The sequence below is a fragment of the Rhizobium sp. Leaf262 genome, from assembly GCF_001422245.1.
Classification (GTDB): domain Bacteria; phylum Pseudomonadota; class Alphaproteobacteria; order Rhizobiales; family Rhizobiaceae; genus Agrobacterium.
Genome location: NZ_LMMM01000006.1, coordinates 169,828 through 183,413 on the forward strand (window position 1 = coordinate 169,828; position 13,586 = coordinate 183,413).

The 13,586-nt window shown below is 57.4% G+C and carries 12 protein-coding genes and 1 pseudogene; 3 read left to right on the forward strand and 10 right to left on the reverse strand.

The features are described 5' to 3' along the window. The gene (locus ASF29_RS08820; RefSeq protein ID WP_062450308.1) at positions 1-1,047 is read left to right on the forward strand and encodes a glutathione synthase; all 1,047 of its coding nucleotides are present in this window, start codon (positions 1-3) and stop codon (positions 1,045-1,047) included. 19 nt (positions 1,048-1,066) lie between these two features. Here ASF29_RS08820 and scpA read toward each other — a convergent pair whose 3' ends face one another. After that, positions 1,067-3,208, reverse strand: coding sequence for a methylmalonyl-CoA mutase (gene scpA / locus ASF29_RS08825; protein ID WP_062450309.1), 2,142 nt, complete (start codon positions 3,206-3,208; stop codon positions 1,067-1,069). A gap of 208 nt (positions 3,209-3,416) precedes the next feature. Between scpA and ASF29_RS08830 the strand changes: the two genes are divergently transcribed. Then, positions 3,417-4,037 (forward strand): nucleotidyltransferase family protein, encoded by a 621-nt coding sequence (locus ASF29_RS08830; RefSeq protein ID WP_062450310.1) that lies wholly within the window; start codon positions 3,417-3,419, stop codon positions 4,035-4,037. Here the strand turns inward: ASF29_RS08830 and ASF29_RS08835 are convergent. The 6 genes from ASF29_RS08835 to argH form a co-directional block, all read right to left on the reverse strand. Further along, complete coding sequence (locus ASF29_RS08835) at positions 4,017-4,724, reverse strand: XdhC family protein (RefSeq protein WP_062450311.1); 708 nt, start codon at positions 4,722-4,724, stop codon at positions 4,017-4,019. The two genes, ASF29_RS08830 and ASF29_RS08835, sit on opposite strands and share 21 nt — an antisense overlap. Next, positions 4,724-5,065 (reverse strand): XdhC family protein, encoded by a 342-nt coding sequence (locus ASF29_RS08840; RefSeq protein ID WP_062450312.1) that lies wholly within the window; start codon positions 5,063-5,065, stop codon positions 4,724-4,726. Before ASF29_RS08840 ends, ASF29_RS08835 begins: the two co-directional genes overlap by 1 nt. 230 nt (positions 5,066-5,295) lie before the next feature. Then, positions 5,296-7,965: a TIGR02302 family protein gene (locus ASF29_RS08845; RefSeq protein WP_062450313.1), complete on the reverse strand. Its 2,670-nt coding sequence runs from the start codon at positions 7,963-7,965 to the stop codon at positions 5,296-5,298. A gap of 167 nt (positions 7,966-8,132) precedes the next feature. Then, a complete protein-coding gene (gene lysA, locus ASF29_RS08850) occupies positions 8,133-9,401 on the reverse strand; it encodes a diaminopimelate decarboxylase (RefSeq protein ID WP_062450314.1) in 1,269 nt (422 codons plus the stop codon). An 11-nt stretch (positions 9,402-9,412) separates the two neighbouring features. Continuing rightward, positions 9,413-9,610: a hypothetical protein gene (locus tag ASF29_RS08855; protein WP_062450315.1), complete on the reverse strand. Its 198-nt coding sequence runs from the start codon at positions 9,608-9,610 to the stop codon at positions 9,413-9,415. Between the two features lie 95 nt (positions 9,611-9,705). Further along, positions 9,706-11,106, reverse strand: a complete 1,401-nt coding sequence (gene argH / locus ASF29_RS08860; RefSeq protein WP_062450316.1) for an argininosuccinate lyase — start codon at positions 11,104-11,106, stop codon at positions 9,706-9,708. 24 nt (positions 11,107-11,130) lie between these two features. Here argH and ASF29_RS08865 point away from each other — a divergent pair, with 24 nt between their 5' ends. Further along, positions 11,131-11,799, forward strand: a complete 669-nt coding sequence (locus tag ASF29_RS08865) for a TlpA disulfide reductase family protein (RefSeq protein ID WP_062450317.1) — start codon at positions 11,131-11,133, stop codon at positions 11,797-11,799. A 12-nt stretch (positions 11,800-11,811) separates the two neighbouring features. Here ASF29_RS08865 and ASF29_RS08870 read toward each other — a convergent pair whose 3' ends face one another. The 3 genes and pseudogenes from ASF29_RS08870 to ASF29_RS08875 all read right to left on the reverse strand — a co-directional run. Further along, positions 11,812-12,693, reverse strand: coding sequence for a 3-hydroxybutyryl-CoA dehydrogenase (locus ASF29_RS08870; protein WP_062450337.1), 882 nt, complete (start codon positions 12,691-12,693; stop codon positions 11,812-11,814). Between the two features lie 114 nt (positions 12,694-12,807). After that, positions 12,808-13,075 (reverse strand): FAD-binding protein (locus tag ASF29_RS24300; RefSeq protein ID WP_210166797.1); only part of this gene is annotated, 268 nt, incomplete at its 5' end. 1 nt (position 13,076) lies between these two features. Beyond that, positions 13,077-13,586, reverse strand: a pseudogene (locus ASF29_RS08875) (electron transfer flavoprotein subunit alpha/FixB family protein); the annotation flags it as partial.

The window sequence follows — 13,586 nt, forward strand, 5'->3', positions numbered from 1 at the left end:
ATGCGCCTTGCATTTTTCGTCAATTCAATCGAAGGCGAGCAACCGACCTTTGCAACGGGGCTGCTGGCAATGGCTGCGCTGAACCGTGGCCATGAGGTGATCTATCTGACGCCAGGGGATTTCACACTTCGGCCGGACGATTCTCTCGTCGTCCACGGCTTGGTCATGCCGCGTCAGAAATACAAAAAGGTCGAAAACTTTCACGCGGTTCTTCAGGAGAAGAAACTGGAGCGGCAAACCATCGATATCGAGGATATCGATGCCCTTATGCTGCGCAACGATCCATCGCTCGATCAAACGGTACGACCTTGGGCCGTGCATTCGGGCATTCTGTTCGGACGTCTGGCGGAGCAGCGGGGAGTTGTGGTGCTGAACGATCCGGAAGGTTTGGCGCTTGCTCAAAACAAGCTTTACTTTCAGAGCTTCCCTGAAATCGTCCGGCCCACCACGCTGATTTCCCGCAACGTGGAAGAAATCCGAGCTTTTGCAGACTCTCATCCAAAGGGTGTGATCGTCAAACCATTGCAGGGATCTGGCGGGAAGAACGTCTTCAAAATCGGGTCAAGCAAGGAAACGAACCTGAACCAGATTTTCGAGGCCGTTAGCGTCGAAGGCTACCTGATTGCACAGGCGTATCTGCCAGCCGCAAAGGACGGGGATATTCGGTTTTTCATGATGAATGGAGAGCCGTTGATGCGGGACGGTCACTATGCCGCGCTGCGCCGGGTTCCCGCCAAGGGAGATCTGCGCTCCAACATTCATGCCAGCGGAACGGCTGAGGCGGTGGAGGTGACCGACGAGGTCATAGCGCTTGCGGAAATGATGCGCCCCAAACTGGTTGAAGACGGGATGTTCCTCGTGGGCCTGGATATCGTCGGTGACAAGATACTGGAGGTGAACGTCTTTTCGCCGGGCGGTCTGGCGCACATACGTGATCTTGCGAAAGTCGATTTTACCGATACCGTGATCGAGGCAATCGAAAAGAAGGTCTCCATGCAGCAGGCATCCGCCGGTATGCTCAGTAACCGGTTGTTGGCGACCCTTTAAGGGCCGCCAGAGCCGAGGTTCATGCGTTGCGAAGCCGCCCCTGCATCAAATCGATGACTGCACGGGCGGCTTCCAGCACGTTGGTCCCAGGGCCGAATACGGCGGCAACCCCATGATCGAGAAGATATTGATAGTCCTGTCGGGGCACGACACCGCCGACAATGACAATGATGTTCTCTGCACCCTTCGCCTTCAGTGCTTCAACCAGCTGCGGGGCGAGGGTTTTGTGGCCTGCCGCGAGCGATGACATTCCAACGACATGGACGTTGTTTTCCACGGCAAGATCAGCTGCTTCCCCAGGGGTTTGAAACAAAGGGCCCGCAATCACGTCGAAACCGATATCTCCGAAGGCAGATGCGATGATCTTGGCACCACGATCATGTCCGTCCTGCCCAAGCTTGGCGATCAGCATCCTTGGTCGACTGCCGACTGTGGTAGACAGCTCTCCCAGCCGTGTGCACAAAGTCGCATACTCTGGGTCGTCCTCGTAAGCGGCACCATAGACGTCATGGACAACCTCCGGCACGGCGGCGTGATCTCCAAAGACGCTGCGCATTGCATCCGAGATTTCTCCGACGGTGGCGCGGGCGCGGGCGGCCTCGATAGCGGCTTCCAGAAGATTGCCGCCACCCTTTTGTGCAACGTGCGTCAATGCTGTCAAGGCAGCCTCGACGGCCCTTGGGTCACGCTGGCGGCGCACGGTTTCCAGCCGCTTGATCTGGGATAACCGAACCGCACTGTTGTCGATATCGAGAATGTCGATGGGATCTTCGTTCTCGAGGCGGAACTTGTTGACGCCAACAATGATTTCCTCGCCGCGATCCACCGCTGCCTGCCGCTTAGTGGCCGCTTCCTCGATTAACCGCTTGGGCAACCCGTCATCGACGGCTTTGGTCATGCCGCCCAGCGCTTCTACGTCCTCAATCAATGCCCAGGCTCTTTCAGCAAGCTCATTGGTCAGGCTTTCCACGTAGTAGGACCCGGCGAGGGGGTCTACCACTTTCGTCACGCCGGTTTCGTGCTGAAGGATCAACTGGGTGTTGCGGGCAATGCGGGCAGAGAAGTCGGTTGGCAGCGCCATGGCCTCGTCCAGTGCATTGGTGTGCAGGGATTGCGTGCCGCCCAGCGCGGCAGACAAAGCCTCATAGGCCGTGCGGATGACATTGTTGTAAGGGTCTTGCTCCTGCAATGACACGCCGGATGTCTGGCAATGGGTTCTCAGCATCATGGAAGATGGTTTTTGCGGTTCGAATTCCTCCATGATGCGCGACCAGAGCAGGCGCGCTGCGCGCAACTTTGCGGCTTCCATGAAAAAATTCATGCCGATAGCGAAGAAGAAGGACAGACGACCTGCAAAGTCATCGACGTTGAGGCCCTTCTTTAGCGCCGCCCGGACGTACTCGCGCCCGTCAGCCAGCGTGAATGCCAGCTCCTGCACCAGCGTGGCGCCCGCTTCCTGCATGTGATAGCCGGAAATAGAGATGGAGTTGAAGCGCGGCATCTCTTTGGCCGTATATTCGATGATATCGGCAATGATGCGCATCGAAGGTTCGGGGGGATATATGTAGGTGTTTCGCACCATAAATTCTTTGAGAATATCGTTCTGAATCGTGCCGGAAAGCTCGGCTTTCGTGCATCCCTGCTCTTCGCCTGCAACAATAAAGCTGGCGAGAATCGGAATGACAGCGCCGTTCATCGTCATCGAGACCGACATGTCCTTCAGCGGAATGCCGTCGAACAGAATTTTCATGTCTTCAACACTGTCGATCGCGACGCCGGCTTTGCCCACGTCGCCCACAACCCGTTCATGGTCACTGTCATAACCGCGATGCGTGGCAAGGTCGAAGGCAACGGACAGGCCTTTCTGCCCAGCGGCCAGATTGCGCTTGTAGAAAGCGTTGGATTCTTCCGCCGTGGAAAATCCCGCATATTGACGGATAGTCCAGGGGCGACCTGCATACATGGTGGCGCGGGGGCCACGCACGAATGGCTTGAATCCTGGCAGACTTTCCAGATGCGAAATGTCTTTCACATCCTCGGCGGTGTAGAGCGGTTTGACATCGATGCCTTCAGGCGTGTGCCAGACGAGGCTCTCGGGTGACTGTTTCAGTTCCTTTTCAGCAAGATCCTGCCAGTCCTTCACCGTCTTGTCGCCTGACATTCGTGTCTCCTCTGTCAACCAGCATCATCGTCATTATCAACGGTAACGCCTTACCTCCCGGATTGGACGCATTTTAATTGTGCCCATCTTCGACAATATGAATCCTGATCGGATTGCACAACCACACAGGCCACCGTCATGGAATGATGATAGAACACTTGTGTGACCACGGTTCGATGTGCTGCTTTGAAGAAGAAAGGATTGTCGGATGACCGTCGCTATTGTGATACTGGCAGCTGGGATGTCGAGCCGTATGGGGAATTCCGGTGCTCATAAGTTATTGGCCAATTTTGGTGGAGTGCCGCTGCTGCGCAAAACGGTCCTTATGGCAGTTGCGACCAGTGCGGTGTCCGTAACCGTCGTCCTGGGCCACAGGCACGATGAGATGCAGGAGATGCTCTCTGATTTAGACGTGCAAACGGTAATCAACCCGGATTACGCATCGGGAATGGCAAGTTCGTTCATCGCAGGTTTCTCGTCGACGAAGGTACAGAGCGCGGATGGCGTTCTGGTTCTGCTGGCCGATATGCCTGGCATCACAAGCAATCATTTGAACACGTTGATAGCCGCATTTGAAAAGGCGGGTCAGGTCGCCATCATCCGCGCCGCTGCCGATGGAAAGCCGGGAAACCCTGTTATCCTGCCACGCAGTCTCTCCAACGATGTCGCGCATTTGCAAGGCGACATCGGCGCGCGCCATCTCATCAAACAGTCTGGGCTGCCCATCATCGATGTGGAAATCGGACCGGCGGCGGCGATCGATGTCGATACGCCCGACGATATCGCGGCGGCAGGCGGAATTCTACAATCACCGCATACTCCGATGTAACAAAAGGTCGTTGCCGGATCGCGCCATCGAAATAATTTCCGCCAGAATGGAGACGGCGATTTCGGCAGGGGTGACGGAACCGATATTCAGACCTATCGGGCCGTGGATGCGGCTGAGGACGCCATCGTCGAACCCATAGGTTTTCAGTCGATCCAACCGCGCCTGATGGGTTTTACGGCTGCCGAGCGCACCGACGTAGAAGCAGTCGTTGCGCAGAGCCTCTGCCAATGCAAAGTCATCGATTTTCGGATCGTGTGTCAGCGTGACCAACGCTGTATGAACGTCCAAAGGCCTTTTCGGTAAGACGTCTTCGGGCCAGTCAGCAATGAGTTCCGCCTGTGCAAAACGTTCGGCGGTGGCAAATGCCGTGCGGGGATCGATGATGAGCGCATCGAAACCCGCAAGCTTCGCCATCGGAACGAGGGCCTGACTGATGTGGACCGCTCCGATGATGACGAGGCGTGTCGGAGGAATGTAGACGTTGATAAAATAGGGCAACCCGTCGATTGTTGCAGTGGCCGATTTTCGAGCTTTCATCGCTGCCGCGACGGCATCACCAAGAGCGCCAGTCGGTGGAGAGGATGCTGTGGCAACCTCATTCTGGCCACGCGTCAAATCCGTTACCACGGCAGCCGCGATTCTTTGTCGGCGAAGCGTGTTCAATTCCTTTAATGTTGCCAGATACATCAGTGCAGCCTTTCGACGTAAACGCGAATACGTCCCCCACAGGCCAACCCGACCGACCACGCCGTTTCGTCGGCCACACCGAAGTCGAGCATTTGTGCTTTTCCATCCTTGATGACGTCCAGTGCGGCTATGATAACGGCGCCCTCCACGCATCCGCCGGACACGGAACCCTCGAAATGACCATATGAATCGATCACAAGATGGCTTCCGACAGGTCGTGGTGCCGAGCCCCAAGTCTCGATGACGGTGGCTAGGGCAACGGAGCGTCCGGCTTCTTTCCAGCTCTGCCCCTGCGTCAACGGATCATCGATCTCAGCTTTTTCGGATTTATCAGGGTCCATTCAATTTCCGTCCGATGGATGTTGTTTCCTGTCGCCAGTTACGGTCACTCGGGCATCTTTCTGATCAAGCTCGTCTGTCGGCTCCCGAAGAGATTGTAGCAGTTGCGATCCAAGCCGTTCCTGCCTGTATTTCAGCGTCACGCCATCGAAGCTCAGGTCGAGCTAGCGACCATGATGGCGAAGAATGCTTCACTCTTCACATACGTATCATTAGATGACTTGTGACGTCGTCACTGTATATCGAGAAGGCGTTCCAGATAGCGCCGTTCGATTTCACCTGGCGGATTATTGCCGAGTTTCTCGCGAATGGCCTCTAGAATTTCACGCGCCCGCTGAACGTCGATCTCATCCGGCACCTTGACCTGATTGTCGCCGAACTCCGGACCGTTGTTCTCACGCGGACGCCCAAGCGGATCGCGTCCGTTCTGACCGCCCTGACCCATCATACCTTCTTGTCCGGGCTGCTGACCCTGCTGGCGCATGGCTTGCATGATCTGGCCCATCATGTCTTGCGCACCCTGACGCAGCGCATTCAGCGCATTGCCTTGACCTTCGACCGCCTGTTCGCCCTGGCTTTTGCCCAATGCTTCGCCAGCGCCTTTCATTTCCCGCTCCGCCTTGCCGAAATTTTCGCCCGGCTCCATGCCGAGGTCGCGTAGGCCTTTTTGCAGTTCACCGAGCTGCTTGCCGAGCCCATCCTGCTGCTGGCGCAATTTCTTCAGGGCGTCGCGAAGCTGTTCAGCGGTCATGTTGTCGGTCGGGCTCTGGTTTTGGCCGTTTTGCCCTTGCTGCGGGTTTTGTTGGCCCGGTGTCTCGCCGTTCTCGCCCATCTGTGGATCACCGCCCTCCTGGCCTTGTTGGGGGTCGCCGCGCTGCATGCGGTCACGAAGAGCCTGATCGAGCTTGAAGGTCTCATCCATCAGCTTCTGCTGCTGCTGCATGATCTCGCCCAGCTTATCGATCTGCTGGCGCAGCTGGCTGTTCTGCTGCTGTTGGCCCTGCTGTCCGCGCTGCGGGCGTCCGGCCTGAAGATTGTTCATCATTCGTTGCAGCTGCGACAGCATTTCCTGTGCCGCGTCACGATTGCCGGAACGCGCGAGATTTTCGATCTGGTTCATCATGTTCTCCAGATCGCGCTGACGCAGCACATTTTGTGCCTGCTGGTTCATATTAGCCTGCGGCGCGTTCTGCATGCGCTGAGCCAGTTCCTGCATGAACTCGTTCATCGCTTCACGGAGCTCCTGCATTAACTTGGCAATTTCCTCATCGGGCGCCTTGCGTTCCAGCGCATCGGAGAGGGCCGACTGAGCATCGCGCAGCTTCCGTTCCGCCTGCGAGAGATCGCCGTCTTCAATGCCAAGTGCGATTTCCCAGAGATAGTCCGCCGTATCTTTCAGCATCTCCTCATTATAGGCGAGTTTCATCCGGGTTCTGGCAGATTGCAGAAGAAGGTAGTGGGTCGTGTTCGGAATAGTTTCGTCAGGCCGCATGCCGATTGCTTCGTTGTAAGCAATGGCTTTTGGCATCTGGCGGGTATCGAGCGAAAAAATCTGGCGTTGCTCGACGATCGACGCGGCCAGAGGCTCGGAGAAATTCCGCCCCGGAAGCATCATCACCTCGGATGGACTGCGGCCTGTCTGTCCGGCGCCGTCTGTCGCAACCAGCGTTATGCGGACCTTTTTCCCGGCCATCGGGTGTTCAGTCAGGTTTCGGCTCGTTACGCCTTTCATATCGCGGGGATTCTGACGTGGAAGATCCAGCTTGAACTCCGGTGGTGGATATAGCGGTGTTGCGCCGGAAACCGTGTCGATCGGCTCGATAAGCGCATGGGCTTCGCGAACGCCGTAGTCGTCTTTGGCCGTAAAGCCGATTTCCAGCGAGCCGTTGACTGCGCGACGGGGAGGATTGTCGAATGCGATGGTGGGTGCCTGATCAGGAATGACGTTGAACAGCCAATGCTGGCCATTGGCTTCAACCGTACCGCTCTCTTTCACCTCCATGGAGAATGTGCGAGGTGCAAGCGGCGTTTCTGCCGGGGCTTCGCTGCTTGCGGTTGAGGAGTTGGCTTGCTCTGTGTTCTTTTTCTCAACGCCATCAGGCACGAGTGTTTGTAGCGGGCCGGCATCCTGAGGCTCGAAGGTCACCCCTTCGTCACCATCGCCGCCCGTCATGCGAATGGTCAGCTTGGATGATTGCGGCAAAGCGACCGCCTCGGTCGGCGAAGCATTGTTGCCGGTGAGAAAGATGGGTGCGCGGCCTGTATAGGACGGTGGTGTGACCCATGCGTCCAGCCGGATGTCGGGGTTTGCCGGGCCACTGGAGGGGCGGTTGCGGAAAGCGTCGGCAATGCCGCCCGCGCCGTTGGAAAATGAAAAACCAAAGGCGGCGACGAGGATGAGTGCGGGTATGGCGCGCAGTGCCAGCGTATCATGCCGGGCGATATCAGGACGGGGCAATCCGGCATCCAGCGCGGCGATCCGCTCCGCCATGCGAAGTTGGTGTTCCTTCCACAAGGCGCGTGCAAAGGGCGTTTCAAAAGCGGGTTCGTCTTCCTGCACACCAACCGGCTGGTGTGGCAGGCCGTTTCTGGTTTCCAGCAACCGCGACGCCTCATCTTTCGTCGGCCACCTGGTGCGGGCTAAAGGCAATAGCGAGGTGATGAAGGCGAAGATCAATGCGAATACGATGAGAATACGCAAAACATCAGGCATCTGGCGGTAGAGGCCAAACCATGCGATCGAAACAAACAGTGCGGCAAGCGAGAGCGGCAGCAACGTCTTGGGCGCCAGATTCTCCAAGACGAGGATGAGTTTCGCGAAGAAGCGCTTGAAGGCGACGCGACGCGCCAACTCCGGCCTATTCTTGAAAGCGCCTGTTCCGCCCTGCCTGGATGTGGTCATCAATCCGTTCTCCCGGTTCTGGCCACCCGATCTCGCCATTCCAGGAATAGCGACTGAACTCAGTGCAACGACGTCAAGATAGCATTCTTTATGGCGAAGACGAGGGCAGGCGGCCTCCCACCGCCATTTTTAAGCACATTTCGCTCAATCGTGATCGCTTGTCTGGATCAGTCGAGCCATGTGGGCAAGGAATCGAGCGCGATCAACTCTTCATATGTGCCGCGCGGGCGGACGGTGTGGAACTTATTGTCTTTCACCAAAACTTCCGGCACCAGCAGGCGCGAATTGTATGTTCCAGCCTGCACGGCACCATATGCACCCGCAGAACTAATCGCGATAAGATCACCGGGATTGGGGGCGGCCATCTCGCGATCCAGCGCCAGGTAATCGCCCGTCTCGCAGACGGGACCAACAACATCCGCCTTGATACGTGGCGCGTCTGCGGCAGGCTGCACCACCGGGCGAATGCCGTGGTAGGCCTCGTACAGGGTCGGTCGAATGAGATCGTTCATCGCTCCATCTACGATGACGAACGTCTTGTCGCCACCGTCCTTGACGTAGATGACCTCGGTCACCAGAATTCCGGCGTTGCCGACGATCAACCGGCCTGGCTCGGTGACGATTTTGCAGTTCAGACTCTGCAATTCATTCTTGACGATGTAGGCATAAGCGTCTGGCAAGGGTGGCGGAGTGTTGTCTTCCTTGTAGGGAATGCCGAGGCCGCCGCCGATGTCGACATGGCTGATCGTGTGGCCATCGCTGCGCAGCGTTTCCACCAGTTCCCGCAATAGCCGGAAAGCGTCTTCGAAAGGTTGCAGCTCGGTGATCTGGCTTCCGATGTGCATGTCGATGCCACTGACCGTTATGCCAGGCAATGTGGCGGCGTGTGCATAGACGCCGCGCGCCCGACCATAGGCAATGCCGAATTTGTTCTCTTTCTTCCCGGTCGAAATCTTGGCGTGGGTGCCAGCGTCGACATCGGGGTTGATACGGAAAGACACATGGGCGCGTGTGCCCGCCTTGATGGCTCGAAGGTTCAGCACCTCCAGTTCAGGCTCGGATTCGATGTTGAAGCAGTAGATGCCTGCCTCCAGCGCGTAGTCCATTTCCGCCACTGTCTTGCCGACACCGGAAAACATGATGCGGCTGGCTGGAACACCCGCGGCCAGCGCCCGACGCAACTCACCACCCGAAACGACATCGATGCCAGCGCCAAGCTTGGCCAATGTCTTGAGAACCGCCTGATTGGAATTTGCCTTCATGGCGTAACAAACCATGGCGTCGACATCGCTGAAAGCCTGCGCGAAAACCTTGTAATGACGCTCAAGCGTTGCCGTCGAGTAAACGTAGAACGGTGTCCCGACGGCCTGTGCGATTTCAGGCACGGGAACGTTTTCAGCGTGAAGTACGCCGTCGATATAATGGAAATGGTTCACGGTAGCAGTCCTTAAAGGAGCTTATCGAGAATGAACGGACGTTCCGGCGTCGCCTGCACCTTGCCGTCTGTTGCGCGAATATTGCGCTGCTCTTTGGGCGTGCTGGGCGGGTCGATGTCACCTTTGCGACCGCAACCGGAAAGAACGATGCCGACGGCAAGCGTCATGCAGACTGGAACGACGAAGTTACGCAAGGTTTTTGAAAGCATGGGCCTGTCCAAAGGAAATCTCTGCATTCCTGATAACGAAAAACAGGGCGCTTGTGCACCCTGTTTCTTGTGATGCTGGCATAACGCCACAGCAATCAATTCTTACCGCGCCACCAGGCAATCTGCCTGCGCACTTCAGACGGTGCCGTACCACCAAAACTGGTCCGGCTGGCGACCGATGCTTCCACGGAAAGCACGTCGAAAATGCCTGCCGTAATCGCAGGGTTGATCGCCTGCAACTCTTCAAGCGACAGATCAGCCAGATCGCAACCCTTCTTTTCGGCCAGCGCGACGGCATGGCCTGTTGCGTGGTGAGCATCGCGGAAGGGCAGTCCCGCTTCGCGCACCAGCCAGTCGGCCAGATCGGTGGCCGTGGAATAGCCAGATCCTGCGGCCTCACGCATCTTGTCGACGCGCACTTCGAGATCGCGGATCATGCCGGTCATGGCGGCGATGGCCAGTTCCAGGCTCTCGGCGGAATCGAAGACCTGTTCCTTGTCTTCCTGCATGTCCTTGGAATAGGCGAGGGGAAGACCCTTCATAATGGTCAGGAGTGCAATCAGCGAACCATTGATACGGCCTGTTTTGGCACGGACAAGTTCGGCTGCGTCCGGATTCTTCTTTTGCGGCATGATCGACGAGCCGGTGGAAAAAGCGTCTGACAAGCGGATAAAGCCGAATTGCGGTGTCGACCAGATGACGATTTCTTCTGCCAGACGCGAAAGGTGGGTGGCGCAGATGGAGGCGATGGACAGGAACTCCAGCGCGAAGTCGCGGTCCGATACGGTGTCGATGGAATTGCGGGTTGGTTCGCGGAAGCCAAGCGCGTTGGCTGTCATGTGGCGGTCGATGGGGTAACCGGTCCCTGCGAGTGCCGCAGCGCCGATGGGGCTTTCATCCATATGCTCGATGGCGTGGCGAACGCGGGCGCGATCGCGCCCGAACATTTCGACATAGGCCATGCAATGGTGACCGAAGGTCACAGGCTGCGCGGTTTGCAGATGCGTGAAGCCGGGCATCACGGTGTCGGCGTGTTCTTCGGCGCGGTCAAGAAACGCCGCGATCAGGGCGCTCAACATGCTCTCGGTCTTCTGAAGCTCTTCCTTAACCCAGAGGCGGAAATCGAGTGCCACCTGATCGTTGCGGGAGCGGGCCGTGTGCAGACGTCCGGCAGCCGGGCCAATCAGATCGGCCAGCCGCGCCTCGATGTTCATATGAATGTCTTCGAGCTTGCGAGAAAAGACGAATTTCCCCGCTTCGATCTCTGACAGGATCGTGTTCAGCCCGTGAATGATCTTGTCTTTATCTTCTGCTGAAATAATGCCTTTTGCCGCCAGCATGGTGGCATGCGCTATTGAGCCGCGGATGTCCTGAGCATAAAGCTTCTTGTCGAAGCCGATGGAGGCATTTATCTCCTCCATGATGGCTGATGGACCGGAAGCGAAACGTCCGCCCCACATTTGGTTGGAGGATTTCTGTTCGATGCCGTCAGCCATTCTTCGCCTGCCCTGGAGTATTCGATGACAGAAAAAACGCCTTTCAGGCTTCCTTCCGCCAAGCTTGTTGCAATTGCTGCCCTTGCCGGCATCGTCTGCGGCGCGGGCGTCGTGGTGTTCAGGCTTATTGGGTCTGAAGGTCAGGTTCAAGAGCAGGTGGCAGCACAAACAGGTTTATGTGAAGGTTCAGCCACGCGCATTGCGTCATTGAAGCCGCTTCTCAAAGGGCAGGTCGCGGCGATGTCGGCCAGCGAGCGTCCTCGTATAGTCCCACTGTCTTTCAAGGGTGCGGACGGTGTGGCGATGACCGAGGCCGATCTGAAGGGCAGAACGGTTCTACTCAATTTGTGGGCGACATGGTGCGTGCCGTGCCGTGAAGAAATGCCGGCCTTGAACGCGCTCGAAAAAGAAAAGGGTGGCGACAGGTTTGAAGTGGTCACCGTCAATATCGACACCGGTGATGATGAGAAGCCAAAGAGTTTCATGAGCGAGTACGGAATCGATTCGCTCAAGCTCTATCGGGATAGTTCCATGGGCGTATTCAACGCCCTGAAAAAGGAGGGCTTGGCCTTCGGGCTCCCGGCAACCTTGCTGATCGATGAGAAAGGTTGCCTTTTGGCGTCCATGAACGGTCCCGCAGCATGGGACAGCCCGGACGCCAAGCTTTTGGTAGACACGGCCAAAGCGCCGTGACCTGAAGTGGCATTACCGTGTCGGAACGGGAGTCTCGCCGCGGTAGTCGTAAAAGCCGCGGCCCGACTTACGGCCAAGCCAGCCAGCCTCGACATATTTGACCAGAAGCGGGCAGGGGCGATACTTGCTGTCTGCGAGGCCGTCGTGCAGGACCTGCATAATCGACAGGCAGGTGTCGAGGCCGATGAAATCAGCGAGTTGTAGCGGTCCCATCGGGTGGTTGGCACCGAGCTTCATGGCCGTGTCGATGGCTTCGACCGAACCTACGCCTTCGTAAAGCGTATAGATCGCTTCGTTGATCATCGGCAGAAGGATGCGGTTGACGATAAAGGCTGGGAAGTCTTCGGCAACGGTAATCGCTTTGTCCAGCGTGCGGACATATTCCTTGGCGCTTTCGAAGGTCGGTTCATCCGTGGCTATGCCACGCACCAGTTCCACCAGCTTCATGACAGGCACCGGGTTCATGAAATGGATGCCCATGAACTGCTCGGGGCGGTCCGTTGCCGAGGCAAGGCGGGTGATGGACAGAGAGGACGTGTTGGTAGCGAGAAGCGCTTCGGGTTTCAGGACCGGGCAGACCTGCGCATAAATCTTGCGCTTGGTTTCCTCATGCTCGGTGGCAGCTTCGATCACAAGATCCATCGCAGCCAGATCGTTGATATCGGATGAGCCGCCGATGCGCGACAGTGCCGCCTTGCGGTCGTCATCCAGCATCTTGCCATTGCTCACCTGCCGGGCGAGATTACCGTTGATCGTGGCAAGGCCAGCCTCGATGCGGTCCTTGGCCACGTCGTAGATATGGACCTTGTAACCGGCCAGTGCCGATACGTGCGCAATGCCGCAGCCCATCTGACCGGCTCCGATGATACCGATATTTTTGATTGGGGCGGCCATGATGTGTTTCTCCTGTGGGGATGTGCGCGCTTCAGCAGCGGGGATGTTACGCAAATTGCAAGAAAACGAAAGCGGCGCGTTGGAAAAACGCGCCGCCATAGAAATTGATTTGGATCAGAGTGCTTTTTCGAGCTCAGGGAGGGCGTCGAAAATATCGGCCACGAGACCGTAATCGGCGACCTGGAAGATCGGGGCTTCCTCGTCCTTGTTGATGGCGACGATGACTTTGGAGTCCTTCATGCCCGCAAGATGCTGGATCGCGCCGGAAATACCAGCAGCGATATAAAGCTGCGGCGCTACCACCTTGCCGGTCTGGCCCACCTGCCAGTCGTTGGGCGCATATCCAGCGTCCACAGCCGCGCGGGATGCGCCGACGGCTGCCNTAAAGCTGCGGCGCTACCACCTTGCCGGTCTGGCCCACCTGCCAGTCGTTGGGCGCATATCCAGCGTCCACAGCCGCGCGGGATGCGCCGACGGCTGCCCCCAGTTTGTCGGCCACCGGAAGGATGACTTCCTTGAACTTTTCCGACGAACCCAGCGCACGACCACCGGAAATAATGATCTTTGCAGAGGTCAGTTCCGGACGATCGGACGACGCCAACGCATCCGATACGAAGGACGATACGCCAGGATTTTCTGCCGCCGACACCGTCTCGACGCTTGCGCTGCCTCCCGACTGGGCAGGCGCAAAGGTGGACGTGCGAACGGTGATCACCTTTTTCGCGTCGCTTGCCTGAACGGTCTGAATGGCGTTGCCAGCGTAAATCGGACGCTTGAAGGTATCGGGTGAAACGACTTCGATGATTTCGGAGACCTGAGCGACATCCAGCAGGGCCGCTACGCGCGGCAGCACGTTCTTGGCGGATGCGGTGGCCGGCGCGATGATGACGTCG